Source organism: Streptomyces sp. NPDC003038 (assembly GCF_040611115.1).
Classification (GTDB): Bacteria; Actinomycetota; Actinomycetes; order Streptomycetales; family Streptomycetaceae; genus Streptomyces.
In genome coordinates, this window is record NZ_JBEXNN010000009.1 from 198,699 (window position 1) to 213,561 (window position 14,863).

The 14,863-nt window shown below is 73.2% G+C and carries 16 protein-coding genes and 1 riboswitch; of the genes, 10 read left to right on the plus strand and 6 right to left on the minus strand.

The features are described from left to right. Nucleotides 1-140 precede the first annotated feature (140 nt). From ABZX75_RS14775 to ABZX75_RS14790, 4 genes are all read right to left on the minus strand, one after another. Nucleotides 141-1,661, minus strand: a complete 1,521-nt coding sequence (locus ABZX75_RS14775; protein WP_355410535.1) for a cobyric acid synthase — start codon at nt 1,659-1,661, stop codon at nt 141-143. Next, on the minus strand, nt 1,658-2,617 hold the full coding sequence (locus ABZX75_RS14780) for a cobalamin biosynthesis protein (RefSeq protein WP_355410536.1): 960 nt from the start codon (nt 2,615-2,617) through the stop codon (nt 1,658-1,660). The genes ABZX75_RS14775 and ABZX75_RS14780 overlap by 4 nt, the downstream gene beginning before the upstream one ends. 58 nt (nt 2,618-2,675) lie before the next feature. Further along, nucleotides 2,676-2,765, minus strand: a riboswitch (cobalamin riboswitch). Nucleotides 2,766-2,919: 154 nt separating this feature from the next. Further along, entirely contained in the window at nt 2,920-3,141 is a 222-nt protein-coding gene (locus ABZX75_RS14785) for a hypothetical protein (protein ID WP_355410537.1), read from the minus strand. Between the two features lie 26 nt (nt 3,142-3,167). Then, nucleotides 3,168-4,436 (minus strand): inorganic phosphate transporter, encoded by a 1,269-nt coding sequence (locus ABZX75_RS14790; protein ID WP_355410538.1) that lies wholly within the window; start codon nt 4,434-4,436, stop codon nt 3,168-3,170. 355 nt (nt 4,437-4,791) lie between these two features. Here ABZX75_RS14790 and ABZX75_RS14795 point away from each other — a divergent pair, with 355 nt between their 5' ends. Both ABZX75_RS14795 and ABZX75_RS14800 read left to right on the plus strand, forming a co-directional pair. Next, on the plus strand, nt 4,792-5,922 hold the full coding sequence (locus tag ABZX75_RS14795; protein WP_355410539.1) for an alpha/beta fold hydrolase: 1,131 nt from the start codon (nt 4,792-4,794) through the stop codon (nt 5,920-5,922). Nucleotides 5,923-6,145: 223 nt separating this feature from the next. Then, complete coding sequence (locus ABZX75_RS14800) at nt 6,146-7,588, plus strand: hypothetical protein (RefSeq protein WP_355410606.1); 1,443 nt, start codon at nt 6,146-6,148, stop codon at nt 7,586-7,588. A 67-nt stretch (nt 7,589-7,655) separates the two neighbouring features. On the opposite strand, the gene ABZX75_RS14805 is transcribed toward ABZX75_RS14800, so the two are convergent. Continuing rightward, entirely contained in the window at nt 7,656-8,051 is a 396-nt protein-coding gene (locus tag ABZX75_RS14805) for a VOC family protein (protein WP_355410540.1), read from the minus strand. 60 nt (nt 8,052-8,111) lie between these two features. Continuing rightward, complete coding sequence (locus tag ABZX75_RS14810; protein WP_355410541.1) at nt 8,112-9,002, minus strand: neutral zinc metallopeptidase; 891 nt, start codon at nt 9,000-9,002, stop codon at nt 8,112-8,114. Between the two features lie 262 nt (nt 9,003-9,264). Between ABZX75_RS14810 and ABZX75_RS14815 the strand changes: the two genes are divergently transcribed. The 8 genes from ABZX75_RS14815 to amaP all read left to right on the plus strand — a co-directional run bounded on the left by ABZX75_RS14815 (nt 9,265) and on the right by amaP (nt 14,850). Beyond that, nucleotides 9,265-10,863, plus strand: a complete 1,599-nt coding sequence (locus ABZX75_RS14815) for an ABC-F family ATP-binding cassette domain-containing protein (RefSeq protein WP_355410542.1) — start codon at nt 9,265-9,267, stop codon at nt 10,861-10,863. Between the two features lie 352 nt (nt 10,864-11,215). Beyond that, complete coding sequence (locus ABZX75_RS14820; RefSeq protein ID WP_030010789.1) at nt 11,216-11,437, plus strand: helix-turn-helix domain-containing protein; 222 nt, start codon at nt 11,216-11,218, stop codon at nt 11,435-11,437. Between the two features lie 140 nt (nt 11,438-11,577). Then, on the plus strand, nt 11,578-12,357 hold the full coding sequence (locus tag ABZX75_RS14825; protein ID WP_355410543.1) for an enoyl-CoA hydratase/isomerase family protein: 780 nt from the start codon (nt 11,578-11,580) through the stop codon (nt 12,355-12,357). Between the two features lie 245 nt (nt 12,358-12,602). Then, a complete protein-coding gene (locus ABZX75_RS14830; RefSeq protein WP_355410544.1) occupies nt 12,603-13,052 on the plus strand; it encodes an Asp23/Gls24 family envelope stress response protein in 450 nt (149 codons plus the stop codon). 32 nt (nt 13,053-13,084) lie between these two features. Next, complete coding sequence (locus ABZX75_RS14835; protein ID WP_355410545.1) at nt 13,085-13,276, plus strand: hypothetical protein; 192 nt, start codon at nt 13,085-13,087, stop codon at nt 13,274-13,276. 7 nt (nt 13,277-13,283) lie between these two features. Further along, nucleotides 13,284-13,676, plus strand: coding sequence for a hypothetical protein (locus ABZX75_RS14840; RefSeq protein WP_355410546.1), 393 nt, complete (start codon nt 13,284-13,286; stop codon nt 13,674-13,676). Further along, on the plus strand, nt 13,673-14,287 hold the full coding sequence (locus ABZX75_RS14845; RefSeq protein ID WP_355410547.1) for a DUF6286 domain-containing protein: 615 nt from the start codon (nt 13,673-13,675) through the stop codon (nt 14,285-14,287). Before ABZX75_RS14840 ends, ABZX75_RS14845 begins: the two co-directional genes overlap by 4 nt. Continuing rightward, a complete protein-coding gene (amaP, locus tag ABZX75_RS14850; protein ID WP_355410548.1) occupies nt 14,284-14,850 on the plus strand; it encodes an alkaline shock response membrane anchor protein AmaP in 567 nt (188 codons plus the stop codon). Before ABZX75_RS14845 ends, amaP begins: the two co-directional genes overlap by 4 nt. Nucleotides 14,851-14,863: the final 13 nt, after the last annotated feature.

The window sequence follows — 14,863 nt, forward strand, 5'->3', positions numbered from 1 at the left end:
GGGCGTGTTCATGTGTTGCTCACTCCTGTGCTCCTCGCCCACGCGGGGATGATGTTTTCCTGCCCGACCGTTTGATGGGGCTGCTGCCTGTCTCCCCGCCCGCGCGGAGACAGGGGTGGTCCGCGCGGAGACAGGGGTGGTCACGGCGCACCCGGCGGAAGGAACGGCAGCCCCGTAGGGGCGCCCTTCTCGATGAGCCGCAGCAGCCCGCCGGTATCGGCGTGCTCCTCGATCAGATCGCCGAGCAGGTCCAGCTGCTCCTCCCGCAGCGCCCCGAAGGACGTGTCCGGCGCCGGTACGAAGCGCCGCCCGGCCGCCGCCGCGACCTCGCGCAGGAACGCCCGGCGAAAGCCGTCGGACTCCAGCGAGCCGTGCCAGTGGGTGCCCCACACCTCGCCGACCCGGCAGCCGTCCAGGAAGGGGTCTCCGCCCAGCACTTCGGCCACCCCGTGGTGGATCTCGTACCCCTCGACCGGCTCGCCCAGCGCCGAACCCACCGGCCGGGCCAGGGTCTTCTCCGGCGCGAAACGGACGCGCACGGGCAGCAGGCCGAGGCCGGCCACCGATCCCGCCCGCGACTCGACCTCGTCCTCGATGTGCTCGCCCAGCACCTGGAACCCGCCGCAGATGCCCAGCACGGGCCGCCCCTCGGCGGCCCGCCGCGTCAGCGCGTCCGCGAGCCCCCGCTCCCGCAGCCACTCCAGGGCCTTCACCGTCCCCCGCGTACCGGGTACGACGACCAGGTCTGCGTCGGCCAGTTCCTCGGCCCGGTCCACGAACCGCACCACGACCCCGGGCTCCGCCGCGAGCGCGTCGACGTCCGTGAAGTTCGACATCAGCGGCACCGCGCAGACCGCCACGCGCAGCACGTCCGCGCCGATGGGCGGGGTGACCACGGACTCCCGCACCGCGCCCCGCAAGGAGACGCGGAGCCCGTCCTCCTCGTCGATGCCGAGCCCGTGCTGGAAGGGCAGCACTCCGTACGTCGCCCGGCCGGTCAGGCCGCGCAGCATCTCCATGCCCGGCTCCAGCAGCGACACATCGCCCCGGAACTTGTTGACCAGGTACCCCGCGATCAGCGACTGGTCCTGCGGGGACAGCAGCGCCGTCGTCCCGAAGAAGGACGCGAAGACCCCGCCCCGGTCGATGTCCCCGACCACGACCACCGGGAACCGCGCGGCCCGCGCGATCCCCATGTTCACGATGTCGGTCCGGCGCAGGTTGATCTCGGCCGGACTCCCCGCCCCCTCGCAGATCACGGCGTCATACGTGCCCCGCAGCTGCTCCAGGCAGTCCGTGACGATGCCGAGCAACTGCTCCTGCCTGCCCCCGTGGTAGCCGCGCGCCGTCATCTCGCCCACCGGCTTGCCCAGCAGCACCACCTGACTGCTGCGGTCGCTGCCGGGCTTGAGCAGCACCGGGTTCATCAGCGCGGTCGGCTCCACCCGGGCCGCCTGCGCCTGCATCGCCTGGGCGCGCCCGATCTCGGCGCCCTCCCGCGTCACGAACGAGTTCAGCGACATGTTCTGCGCCTTGAAGGGCGCCACCTTCACGCCCTGCCGGGCCAGCCAGCGGCAGATGCCCGCCGTGACCACGCTCTTGCCCGCGTCCGACGTCGTTCCCGCGACGAGCAGTCCGCCGCCCCGCTTCGCGCCGCTCATGCGCGCCGCCCCTTCCTCGTACCGGAAACCAGCAGCCGGGCCGCCACACAGGCCCCCAGCGCCAGCCAGGTCACCTGCCGCGACAGCCGTACCGCCCGCTCGATGTCCGCGACCTCCACCGGCCGCCCCGACTCGCCGTTCAGCACGGCCCGGTGCTCCACCCGCCCGCCGTAGGCCAGCGTCCCGCCGAGCCGTACGCCGAGCGCCCCGGCGAAGGAGGCTTCCACCGGCCCGGCGTTCGGGCTCGGGTGTCCGGCGGCGTCCGCGCGCCAGGCCCGTACGGCTCCCCTCCGGTCGGGGCCGGCCAGTACGGCCGCGAACGCCGTCAGCCGGGCGCCCGGCCAGCCCGCCAGATCGTCGAGCCGGGCGGAGGCCCAGCCGTAGCGCAGGTAGCGCGGGGACTTGTGGCCGACCATCGCGTCCAGGGTGTTCACGGCACGGAAGGCGAGCAGGCCGGGGACGCCGGCGACGGCTCCCCACACCAGGGCCCCCACCACCGCGTCGGAGGTGTTCTCGGCGACCGACTCGACGACGGCGCGGGCCATCTGCTGCTCGTCGAGGGCCTGCGGGTCGCGCCCGCACAGGTGGGGCAGCCGCTCCCGGGCGACCTCGGCGTCTCCGGCGGCGAGTGCCCCGCCGATGGCGCGGGCCTCGCGGCCCAGCGAGGTACCGCCGACGACGGCCCAGGTGGCGGCCGCGGTGAGGGCGATACGGGCGGCCGCGGGCCGGGAGCGCACGGCGCGGGCGCCGAGCGCGCCGACGGTGGCCGCGCCCCCGGCGCAGATCAGGGTGTGCAGGAGGCCCCGGGCGCGGTCGTCGCGCCACAGGGCGCGGTGGACGGCGGCGGCGGCGCGTCCGAAGGCGGCCCCGGGGTGCCCTCGGCGCGGATCCCCGAGGATCCGGTCGCCGATCAGGCCCGCCGTGGCGCCGTACGCGAAAACGCGATCGGCACGCATGGTGGCAGGTATGTCCTCACTCAGGGTCCGCGCCCCGGTTCGACGTGTCCGGCGGCGAGAGTTCCTGGCTCCCGGGGCGCACGCGCTGCGTGGGCTGCTCCCCGGTGACAGTGGCGGGACCGCGCCGGATTCGCACCGGACTTCCTCTCCATGCCGCCGTATTGGCTCGGGCAGTCCACCACGCACCGCGAACGCCCGTCAACTCGCCGTTGACCTGCGGTGCGGCAGAGGGAGGTGAGGGGCGGGGGATGCGAAAGCTCCCCCCGGGACAAACCCGGAGGGAGCCTTCACCACGCGGTGCCTCAGGCGACGATCAGGTAGATCCCGTACGTCACGGCCGCCGCGACGAGCGCGAAGCAGACGTACGCGCCGCTGCGGGCCAGGGTGGCGGTGCCGCCCCGCTCGGTGGCGGCCTCGTGCTTGGACAGGCCCACCAGGCCCAGGGTGAAAAGGGCCACGAGGGCGACGGTGGCGGAGAGGCTGACCCCGAAGACGGAGCCGAGGGCTTCCCAGTCGATCTTCATACTGCCGTTTCCTCTGTGTGTCTCGGTCAGACCGCGGCGGCCGGAGCCGCCGGGGTCGTCGTCGCGGCCGGGATGGTGGCCTTGAGGTCCTCATCCGTCACGGCGGCGGTCGTACCGGCCGCGGCGACGGTCGGCGGGACGGTGACGGCCGCGATCGCCGTGGTGACGACACCCGGCTCGTGGGCGTCGACCGGCCCCACGTCGTTGACGTTGTGGTGATCGACGACCTGGCGGCGCGAGATGAGCCAGATGGCGAGGCAGGAGGCGACCAGGAAGACGGTGACGGCGGCGATGCCGATGTCACCCGTGCGCATGACCAGCTCGGCACCGGCGGAGACCAGCGCGGCGGCCGGCAGGGTCAGACCCCAGGCCACGAACATGCGGGTCGCGGTGGACCAGCGGACCACACCGCCCTTGCGGCCCAGGCCCGCACCCATGACCGCACCGGAGCACGAGTGGGTGGTGGAGAGTGAGAAGCCCAGGTTGGAGGAGGCGAGGATGACGGACGCGGCCGAGGTCTGGGCGGCGAAGCCCTGCTGCGGCTGCAGGTCGGTCAGGCCCTTGCCCATGGTGCGGATGATGCGCCAGCCGCCCAGGTAGGTGCCCATCGCGATGGCCACACCGGCCGAGACGATGACCCAGACCGGCGGGTTCGAGTCGGGCGCGATCGCACCGCCGGCGATGAGGGCCAGGGTGATGATGCCCATCGTCTTCTGCGCGTCGTTGGTGCCGTGCGCGAGGGAGACGAGACCGGCCGAGGCGATCTGACCGGCGCGGTAGCCCTTGGCGGAGGTCTTCTCGCCGACCCTGTCACCCATCTTGTAGGTGACCTTGGCGGCCAGGTACGCGGCGATGCCGGCCACCAGCGGGGCGGCGATCGCCGGGATCAGCACCTTGGTGACGAGCGTGTCGCCGTTGACCGCGCCGATACCGGCGGAGGCGACCGCGGCACCGATCAAGCCGCCCATCAGGGCGTGGGAGGAGCTGGAGGGCAGTCCGACCAGCCAGGTGACGAGATTCCAGAGGATCGCGCCGACCAGGGCGGCGAAGATCACCTCTGGCTGGATGCCTTCCTCGTTGACCAGGCCCTTGGAGATCGTCTTGGCGACCTCCACGGACATGAACGCGCCGACGAGGTTGAGCACGGCGGACATGGCCACCGCCGTCTTGGGCTTGAGGGCGCCGGTCGAGATGGTGGTGGCCATCGCGTTGGCCGTGTCGTGGAAACCGTTCGTGAAGTCGAACACGAGAGCGGTGATGATCACGATCCCGAGGAGAAGCGTTACGTGCTCCATTTACCCAGGCTTCTGTTTGACGTCAGTGGCTCGGCGACCGTAAGCAACCTGGATGAACGGAAGATGAACTGACACGGTCGGAGTGGTGTACTGGTGCGGCGCAGGATCGGGACCTTCGTCCCGATTCTGCCGTAGATATCTCGATTAATGCACGTCAAAGCCGGGTGAATGAACGCCTCCGCCCGGGACTTCCCGTACGCCGGCCCGTCCGCCCGGCGCTCCGGAAGAGACCCAGATCACCCCGCCGGGACCACGCGTCACCCCACGGCGGCCGGTCGGCGGGCCCTGCGCTCGGCAGCTTGCGGAATGGTTTCCTCCGGTGGCCCGCCCGAGCCCGCGCCTCGACACTGGAGCGGTGCGTACCGCCACAGCGACGGCAGCGGCCGTCACCACGACCCTCCTGGGCGCCGGCGCGGCCGCCGTCGCGGTCGGCCGGTACGCCGCCGACGCCGCCCTGCGGCCCCGGCCCGGCCGCCCCCTGCCCGGCGGACCACGGCTCACCGTGCACTCCACCGCCGCCGGCCGGGTCGCGCTGACCCGCTCGCTGGGCTCCCTGCGCCCCGGTACGTACGGCCTGGACGCGCCGGGAGTGCACGCCGTCGTCGGGCCCGTACTCCCCGACGCCCCGCACGACGCGGACACCGTCGTACGGCGGCTCCTCGCCGTCACCCACGGCAGCCTCGGCCCCGGCACCCGGGTCCGTCTCACCCCGCAGGTCCACCTCGGCAACCCGCGCACCGCCCTCGGGCTCGACCACGCCGACGTGGACATCCCCGCCGAGCTCGGCCCGCTGCCGGCCTGGTTCGTGCCCGCGGCCCGGGACACCTGGGTCATCACCGTGCACGGGCTCGGCGCCAGCCGCGAGCACCCGATGGTGGTCATGCCCTTCCTGCACCGCCACCGGCTGCCCGTCCTCGACCTGGCCTACCGCGGCGACCTCGGCGCCCCCGCCCCGCCGGACGGCCTCGGCCACCTCGGCGAATCCGAGTGGCGGGACCTGGACGCCGCCATCCGCTACGCCCTGCGCTACGGCGCCCGGCGCGTGATCCTCCACGGCTGGTCCACCGGCGCCACCATGGCCCTGCACGCCGCCGAGCGCTCGGCCCTCGCCGGCCGCATCGCCGGGCTGGTGCTGGACTCGCCCGTGCTCGACTGGCACGCCACCCTGCGCGGGCTCGCCGCGGCCCGCCGCACCCCGGCCGCCGTGCTGCCGCTCGCGGTACGCGCCGCCGAGGGCCGCGCCGGCCTGCGCGCCGACCGCCGGTCGCCGGGCGCGGACCCCGCCGCGCTGCGCGTCCCCGTCCTGATCTTCCACGGCCCGGACGACACGCTCGCCCCCTGGGAGCCGTCCCGCCGCCTCGCCGCCGCCCGCCCCGACCTCGTCACCCTGCACACCGTGCGCGAGGCGGGGCACGGGGCGATGTGGAACGCGGACCCGGACGCGTACGAGGAAACCCTGCGCCGCTTCCTCGTTCCCCTCATGTGAGGGCCTGTCATATGTGAAGGCAATGTGCCGGGCGGGCCGGGGAGGGCGGCTTGTCCTGGTCTGCACCAGGGGCGGCAGTGGTAACGGTCGGTTCCGTTTGGGCTTTCGGCCAGTGACGGGCGAGACTGCTTCCGTGACGTCCCGAAAGCCTGATGAGCAGTTGGCTCGCGACTCCAGACTCCGACTCGTCTCCCCGCGTTCCGTCGCCACGGCCCGCAAGGCGGTGACCGACCGGCGCACCCGGACGGCCCCGCGGCCCCCGGCGGGCACGCCCGCCACGGCCGACCTCGCGAACCGGGCCCGGGCCTCGCTCGCCGACGCCGTACGCCTGACCCGCTGGGCCGAGCGCAACCTCGGCGCCGGAGACGGGGGCCGCCCCGCCCCCGCGGGCGCCCTGCCTGCCTCCGACGTCGAACGCGCCGCCGCGGACCTGAACCTGACACACGGCCAGATCCGGGTCGGCTGGGACCGTGCCCGGCTCGCCGGCCTCGTCGAGGTGCACGGCGGCCACGCCCGGCCCGGCTGGCGACTGCGCGCCTGGGACCGTGACGACACCGCCGTCCTGCGCGGCTGGGTCGCCCTCTTCGACGCCTGGTCGCTGGTCCACCCCGCCCCGGCGGACATCGCCCCCGCGGTCGTAGCGGAGGTCGTCGAGGCGATGCCCCAACTCCTCTCGCTGCTCCAGCTGTCGGCCGGCCCCGTGACCGTCCCCGACCTGCTCGACCTGCTCGGACAGCGCGTCACCGAACTGCGCGACGAGCGGTGCGAGATCCCCTACGCCGCCTCGCCGCAGGAAGCCGCGGAGGCCCGGGAAGCCGCAGACGTCCAGGGCGGGCAGCAAGGCCGGTGCGGCCAGGATGCGCCGGACGCCCAGGGCACGCCCGACGCCCGGGGCGACCGGCTCGCGGCCGTCACCGCGCCGGCGACCCTCCCCGCGCCCCCCGTCCCGCTCGCCCGGCTGCTGCGCTGGGCGCTCGGCGGGCTCGCCGCCGTGGACGCCGTCACCCTCGGCCCCGCGCAGGCCACCCTCACCCCGCTCGGCAGCTGGGCCGTCTGGGTCAAGCTGGAGCAGATCTGCGTCGCGGCCCAGAGCCCCGCCGGGAACATCGAGCAGTCGGCCGCCGCCATGCTGCACGGCTGCGCCCGGCTCACCCCCGGCCCGGCCCGCGCCGAATACCAGGCCTGGCTCGCCGCCCGGCCCGTCGGCCACGCCGTCAGCGAGCTGCTGCACGCCGCCCGGGGCGAGGACGCCCTGCTGCGCGGCCTGGCCTTCGAGGCACTGCGCGTGGTCGGCGCCCCCGCCGAGCCCGATGTGCGCGCCGCCGTACGGGACCCCGCCCTGCGCCCCTACGCCCTGCTCTGGCTGGCCGAGCACGACGGAGTCGACCCCGACGAGGCCCAGGACGTCCTCACGGCCGAGGAGTCGACCTGGCTCTGGGTGGACACCGCGGCCGCCATCGCCGACCACGGCGAAGCCGACCTGCTGGCCCGCCACTTGGACTCGGCCGTCCGGACCACCGTCCCCCGGCTCCTGGACGAGGTCCGCGCCGTCGGCCATCCGCGCACCGTGCAGGTCCTGGTCGCCCTGGCCGCCGCCCATCCCGACCCCGCCCTGGCCAAGGCGGTCCGCCGGGCCGCCTTCCAGGTCCACACCGGCGGCGCGTAGCGCCCCGTACGGCATGTGCGTATGGCACGGCATGTGCGTACGGGGCGGGTGCGGACGCGCCGCGCGGTCAGACCTGCGGCGCGTACGTCCCGAAGCTCCAGATGTTGCCCTCGCCGTCCCGGGCCATGTAGTCCCGCGAGCCGTAGTCCTGGTCGGTGGGCTCCATCAAGATGTCCGCGCCGTGCTCGACGGCCCGCCGGTGATGCGCGTCGACATCCTCCACGACGACATACGCGCCCGACGGCCCGGCGTCCTTCATGGCCTTGGCGAAGACCCCGCCGGTGCCCTTGCTGCCCAGCATCACGACGCCGTTGCCGTACGCCAGCTCGGCGTGCACCACCGCGCCGTCCTCGCCTTCGTACACCGCGACCTGGCTGAAGCCGAACGCCTCGGTCAGCAGCTTGATGGCCGCCTTCGCATCGCGGTAGACCAGGGTGGGACAGATGGACGGAACGCCTGCCATGACGATCACTCCCTCTCGTGTGTGTGACCCACGGCACAGCATGGCAGGCGCCACCGACAGTCAGCGGAAGGTGTCGCACCGGGCCATGTCGCCGGTGCGGTAGCCCTGGTGGAACCACTGCCGGCGCTGCTCCGCCGACCCGTGCGTCCAGGACTCCGGGGTCACCCGGCCCTGGAGCTTCTCCTGGATCCGGTCGTCGCCGACCGCGGCCGCCGCGTCCAGCCCGTCCTGGATGTCCTGGTCGGTCAGGCTGGTGATCAGCGGCCGGCCCGTGGACTCGTCCGGGGTCGTCGTGGCGTGGTGCGCCCACACCCCGGCGTAGCAGTCGGCCTGGAGCTCGACCTTGACCCCGTTGCTGTTCGCGCCCTGCCGTCCGTCCTGGGCCCGCTGGAGCGTTCCGATCAGGTTCTGGACGTGGTGCCCGTACTCGTGGGCGACGACGTAGGCCTGGGCGAAGGGGCCGCCGCTCGCCCCGAACCTCGTCCGCAGCTCCTCGAAGAAGTCGAGGTCCAGGTAGACCTGCCGGTCGCCGGGGCAGTAGAAGGGGCCGACCGCCGAGGTGGCCGCCCCGCAGGCGGTGCCCACCCGCGCGGTGAAGAACACCGTCCGCGCCGGGCCGTACCGGCCCTGGCGCCTGGTGAATTCCTGCCTCCAGAAGTCCTGCGTGCTGTTGACCACCGCGACCAGTCGGCAGTCCTCCCGCGCGTTCGCGTCCCGGCCCTTTCGGCAGGACTCCTCGACCTGGTTGACGGAGGACGCGGCAGGCTCCGGCTCCTGGTCCCCGGAGGACAGCCCCAGCTGCTCCGGGCCCACGCCGAGCAGCAGCCCGAGGACCAGTGCGATGAGACCGGCGATACCGCCGCCGATCGTGGCCTTCCCGCCCGGGACGCGGCTGCCGCGCACGTCCTTGACCTCGGAAGTGTCCAGATCGGCGTTGTCGTCGAACTGCATCCCGCACCGCCCTCGGTTCCACGTGGCCGCCCCTGGGGCGGGTATCAACCTCTTCATCCTGATACGCGCTCTCGGCCACCGGCGTGATCGTTGACCCGAACGAGCGACGCCTGGGAGGGGGCCCGGGCCACCCGACCGCCCCATAAGTAGTTGCGCACCCCCGGTAGAATGTCTCTCATGGCAAATCTCCTCGCGGATTAGCGGCGTCGAAGCTTCGCGTCCTGCCCCCCTTCCGCCGTCCCCACCGCCCTGGAGTATTTCCGTGATCACCGCCACCGGCATCGAGCTGCGCGCCGGCGCCCGCATCCTCATCGAGTCCGCCTCCTTCCGCGTCGCCAAGGGCGACCGCATCGGCCTGGTCGGCCGCAACGGAGCGGGCAAGACGACCCTCACCAAGTGCCTCGCGGGCGAGGGACAGCCCGCCGCCGGCGCCATCGCGCGCTCGGGCGAGGTCGGCTACCTCCCGCAGGACCCGCGCACCGGCGACCTCGACGTCCTGGCGAGCGACCGGATCCTGTCCGCCCGCGGCCTCGACGTCCTGCTGAAGAAGATGCGCATGAACGAGGAGCGCATCTCCACCGGCTCCGGCGCCACCCGCGAGAAGGCGCTGCGCCAGTACGAGCGCCAGGAGACCGAGTTCCTGACCAAGGGCGGGTACGCCGCCGAGTCCGAGGCGGCGACCATCTCGGCCGCCCTCGGCCTGCCCGACCGGGTGCTCGGCCAGCCGCTGCACACCCTCTCCGGCGGCCAGCGCCGCCGTGTCGAGCTCGCCCGGATCCTGTTCTCGGACGCCGACACCCTGCTCCTCGACGAGCCCACCAACCACCTGGACGCCGACTCGATCGTCTGGCTGCGGGACTACCTGAAGAACTACCGCGGCGGCTTCATCGTGATCTCCCACGATGTCGACCTGGTCGAGACCGTCGTCAACAAGGTCTTCTACCTGGATGCCAACCGCGCCCAGATCGACGTCTACAACATGGGCTGGAAGCTCTACCAGCAGCAGCGCGAGGCCGACGAGAAGCGCCGCAAGCGCGAGCGCCAGAACGCGGAGAAGAAGGCCGCGGCCCTGAACTCGCAGGCCGACAAGATGCGGGCCAAGGCGACCAAGACCGTCGCCGCCCAGAACATGGCCAAGCGCGCCGAGCGGCTGCTGTCCGGCCTGGACGCGGTCCGCGTCTCCGACAAGGTCGCCAAGCTCCGCTTCCCGGACCCGGCGCCCTGCGGCAAGACCCCGCTGACGGCCGAGGGCCTGTCGAAGTCGTACGGCTCGCTGGAGATCTTCACCGACGTCGACCTGGCCATCGACAAGGGCTCCCGCGTCGTGATCCTCGGTCTCAACGGCGCCGGCAAGACCACCCTGCTCCGTCTGCTGTCGGGCACCGAGAAGCCCGACACCGGCCAGGTCACCCCCGGCCACGGCCTCAAGCTCGGCTACTACGCCCAGGAGCACGAGACCCTGGACCCGGAGCGCACGGTCCTGGAGAACATGCGGTCCTCCGCACCGGACCTGGACCTGGTCTCCGTCCGCAAGACCCTCGGCTCGTTCCTGTTCTCCGGGGACGACGTGGACAAGCCCGCGGGGGTGCTGTCGGGTGGCGAGAAGACCCGGCTGGCCCTGGCCACGCTGGTCGTCTCCTCGGCGAACGTGCTGCTCCTCGACGAGCCCACGAACAACCTCGACCCGGCCAGCCGTGAGGAGATCCTCGGCGCGCTGCGCACCTACAAGGGCGCCGTCATCCTCGTCACGCACGACGAGGGCGCGGTTGAGGCGCTGGAGCCGGAGCGGATCATCCTGCTCCCGGACGGCGTCGAGGACCTGTGGGGCCCGGACTACCGGGACCTGGTGGCCCTCGCCTGAGCCTTCCGCAGCGGTGATCCAGTTCCTTATGGATCATTCGGCCCACGGGTGATCCATCATCTGAGTGAGGACCTCTCGTACCGTTGCACGTCGTATGACGTCCCCGGCCGCGCCCGCAAGGGTGCGTGACCGGGGCCGTTCCGCATCCCGCACCCTGCCCCTGACCTGGCGATTTCCGGTACGGAGGGTGGAGTGTGACGGAGATCATGCACCGGAAGGGGAGATTCCGTTCTGCTCCGGTGTCCACTGTCCGGGAAATGCCGTCGTACCGACCTTGCTGAATGGGTGGCCAGGAAGCGTGGGAGGGGTGATCATGAGAAGTCCAGAGCGCACTTCCCATGAGGAGGCACGGGTGGCCGAGACTCTGAAGAAGGGCAGCCGGGTAACCGGCGCCGCGCGCGACAAGCTCGCGGCAGACCTGAAGAAGAAGTACGACTCCGGTGCGAGTATCCGGGCGCTGGCCGAGGAGACCGGCCGGTCCTATGGATTCGTCCACCGAATGCTCAGCGAGTCCGGGGTCTCGCTCCGTGGTCGCGGTGGCGCGACACGCGGCAAGAAGGCGGCTACGGCCTGACCCTGGTCCCACGGATCCACATCTTCACCTGTTCCAACGGTTCCTCCGGTGACCCCCGGTCGGCTCAGCGGTCGGCTGGGTGGTTACTGTGCAGTCACTTAGGCCGGGCTTGCGGCCGACTGCACACCGGAGGCATACAGATGGCTCTGCTCGACAAGGACGGCGTACGGCTCACCGTCGACGACACGGTCGCCACGGTGACACTGACCAATCCGGCCAAGCGAAACGCTCAATCCCCTGCGCTCTGGCGGGCTTTGGCGGAGGCCGGAAGGTTGTTGCCGGGCACCGTCCGGGTCGTCGTGCTGCGCGGTGAGGGCAAGTCCTTCTCCGCCGGACTCGACCGGCAGGCGTTCACCCCCGAGGGTTTCGAGGGCGAGCCGTCCTTCCTCGATCTGGCGCGCGGTGCGGACGATCTGCTCGACGCCACCATCGCCGAATACCAGGAGGCATTCACCTGGTGGCGGCGTAACGACGTCATCTCCATTGCCGCCGTGCAGGGGCACGCGATCGGTGCAGGCTTCCAGCTCGCGCTCGCGTGCGACCTGCGCGTGGTCGCGAACGACGTGCAGTTCGCCATGCGCGAGACCAGCCTCGGTCTGGTCCCCGACCTGGCCGGCACCCAGCCCCTGACCTCCCTGGTCGGCTACGCCCGCGCGCTCGAGATCTGCGCGACGGGCCGTTTCGTGCATGCCGAGGAGGCCGAGCGGGTCGGCCTCGCCAACCTGGTGGTCCCGGTGGACGAGCTCGACGCCGCCGTCCAGGACCTCACCACCGCCCTGCTCGCCCCGCCGCGGGACGCCGTGATCGAGACCAAGGTGCTCCTGCGCGACGCGCGGTCCCGCCCGTACGACGACCAGCGCGCCGCCGAGCGCGCGGCCCAGGGCCGGCGGCTGCGCGACCTGGCGGGCCTCTCCGACTGACACCGTCCGGCCTTCCGGCCCGGATTCCCCGCCCCGTCTCGCTCTGAGGCGGGGCGGCGGCATGCCCGGGCCGATGCGGGGCAGAAACAGGCGGGCAGGTCCGGACGCGGGCGGGATCCGAACCCGGTCCGCCCGACCGGCCCAGTCTCGGGCGCGCCGGAGGGCATGTCCGCTTACGGTGGTGAGGAGTCCGCACAGCGCGAAGGACGCTTCCGATTCAAGCTTCCGATTCCTAAGGACCAGCGATGACCGAATCCGCATCAGGGGGCCCCGCAAAGCCGGCAGGCTCCGCCAGGGAGCCCGCCGAGCGAGGCCGTACGACCATCGCCGACGGGGTGGTCGAGAAGATCGCCGGGATGGCCGCCCGTGAGGTGGTCGGCGTGCACGCCATGGGCAGCGGCAGCGGCCTCTCCCGTACCTTCGGCGCCGTCCGTGAACGAGTCCCCGGCGGGGCCAAGGCGGCCGTCAGCCGCGGGGTCAAGGCCGAGGTCGGCGAGGTCCAAACCGCCCTCGACCTGGAAATCGTCGTCGACTACGGCGTGTCGATCCGTGACGTGGCCCGGGCCGTCCGTGAGAACGTCATCGCATCGGTCGAGCGGATGACCGGCCTGGAGGTCGTCGAGGTCAACATCGCGGTCGGCGACGTCAAGCTGCCCGACGAGGAGGAAGAGGAGCCGGAATCCCGGCTCCAGTAGCAGCGTGTGCCATTGCGCCGAAAGGAGTCCGCATGAGCATGGCGGTCGTCGGCCTGCTGGCCGGCATGGCACTCGGGTTCGCCGGGTATTTCGGCGGCTTCGGGGCCTTCCTGCTGGTGGCCGCGCTCGGAGCCATCGGCTTCGTCGTCGGCCGGTTCCTCGACGGGGACCTGGAACCGGGCGACCTGTTCCGCCCCCCGGGCCGCGACGAGCGGCGCAGGTGAGGCGCCGGTGAATACGCCGCGGCCCAGCACGCCACAGCCCGGCCCGGACCGGCCCGCCCCGTCCAGGGTGGCTCCCGCCGACCGGGGGTCCACTCGTATCGCCGACCGGGTCGTGGCCAAGATCGCGGCGCAGGCGGCCCGCGAGGCGCTCGACGCCAAGCCGGACGCGGCCCCCCATGCCACGGTCACGGTGCACCATGACATCGCTCGGGTACGGGTGAGCCTGGAGCTCGACTACCCCTCCGACCTCGCCGCCCAGTGCGCGGCCGTGCGGCGCCAGGTCGCCCTCCGCATCGAGGAGTGCGCCGCCATGGCCGTACCCGAGGTGGACATCGACATCGAGCACCTGCACTCCGCGCACGCCCGGCCCGCCGCCGGGCACGACCGGCGGCTGCGGTGACGGCCCCCGCCCCCGCGCCGGAGGCCGCCCCGGCGCGGCCCGCGGTCCACCGGTTCCGCTCCGCCCGCAGGGTCCCGGCCGCCCTCACCGCCCTCGCGGTGCTGGCGGTCGCGGGCCTGTTCCTGTACGACCTGGCCGCCGTACGGGCCCACCGGCCCGGCATGCGCTGGCGCCGGGAACTCGTCCACCAGCTGGAGCGGCGCACCCCGGCGGACCTGGAGGTACTGCTGGCGGGCGGGGTCCTCGCCGTCATCGGCGCGGTACTCCTGGTGCTGGCTTTGACCCCCGGACTGCGCGGGATCCTGCCGATGCGGCCGCCGGATCCCGGCGCGGACGGGGCGGCGGGCGCCGACGTACGGGCCGGGCTCGGGCGCAAGGCCGCCGCGCTGGTGCTGCGGGACCGGGCCATGGAGGTGCCCGGGGTGCGGTCGGTCCGGGTCAAGGTGGGCCGGGCCCGCATCACCGCGCGGGCCACCTCGCACTTCCGCGAGCTGGACGACGTACGGGCCGACCTGGACGCGGTGCTCGCCGTCGGCATCCGGGAACTGGGCCTCGCGCATCCTCCGCAGCCACGTGTACGGGTCGGCCGGGCCGCCGGCGTGAAGGGGTGACGGGAATGCTCGGGGTCGTGAACCGGATCCTGCTGGCCGTGACCGGGCTCGTGCTGCTGGCCGCGGGTGCCTCGGTGCTGACGGCATCGTGGCCGCTGGGCGGCCGGCACGCGCCGCTGCTGACCGCGGCGGCCCGGCGCCGGTACCTGCATGCCGAGGGCTGGTGGTGGTGGGCGGTGCTCGCCGGACTCGGGCTGTGCGTGCTGCTGGCGCTGTGGTGGCTGCTGTCCCAGCTGAAGCGGTCGCGGCTGGCCGCGGTGGTCGTGGACACCGGGGACGGGGCCTTCGCCCTGCTGCGGGGGCGCGCGCTGGAGGAGGCGGTGGCCGCGGAGGCCGGCGCCCTGGACGGAGTGGCCCGCTGCCGGGTCGCGCTGCGCGGACGACGCGGAGCGCCCACCCTGCGGGTCGCGCTGGAGCTGGAGCCGCATGCCGTCCCGGCCGATGCCCTGGCCGGCCTGGCGGGGCCGGTCCTGACCCGCGCCCGCACCTCGGCGGGCCTGGCCCAGCTGCCCACGGAGGCCCGCCTCCAGGTCGCCGGCCACCGCGCGCAGCGGGTGACGTAGCCGCCGCCCGGCC

Bases quoted from the DNA above. Each gene is read 5' to 3' on its own strand.
- ABZX75_RS14775 (WP_355410535.1), bottom strand. From the start codon at position 1,661: ATGAGCGGCGCGAAGCGGGGCGGCGGACTGCTCGTCGCGGGAACGACG.
- ABZX75_RS14780 (WP_355410536.1), bottom strand. From the start codon at position 2,617: ATGCGTGCCGATCGCGTTTTCGCGTACGGCGCCACGGCGGGCCTGATC.
- ABZX75_RS14785 (WP_355410537.1), bottom strand. From the start codon at position 3,141: ATGAAGATCGACTGGGAAGCCCTCGGCTCCGTCTTCGGGGTCAGCCTC.
- ABZX75_RS14790 (WP_355410538.1), bottom strand. From the start codon at position 4,436: ATGGAGCACGTAACGCTTCTCCTCGGGATCGTGATCATCACCGCTCTC.
- ABZX75_RS14805 (WP_355410540.1), bottom strand. From the start codon at position 8,051: ATGGCAGGCGTTCCGTCCATCTGTCCCACCCTGGTCTACCGCGATGCG.
- ABZX75_RS14810 (WP_355410541.1), bottom strand. From the start codon at position 9,002: ATGCAGTTCGACGACAACGCCGATCTGGACACTTCCGAGGTCAAGGAC.
- ABZX75_RS14825 (WP_355410543.1), top strand. From the start codon at position 11,578: ATGGCTCTGCTCGACAAGGACGGCGTACGGCTCACCGTCGACGACACG.
- ABZX75_RS14830 (WP_355410544.1), top strand. From the start codon at position 12,603: ATGACCGAATCCGCATCAGGGGGCCCCGCAAAGCCGGCAGGCTCCGCC.
- ABZX75_RS14835 (WP_355410545.1), top strand. From the start codon at position 13,085: ATGAGCATGGCGGTCGTCGGCCTGCTGGCCGGCATGGCACTCGGGTTC.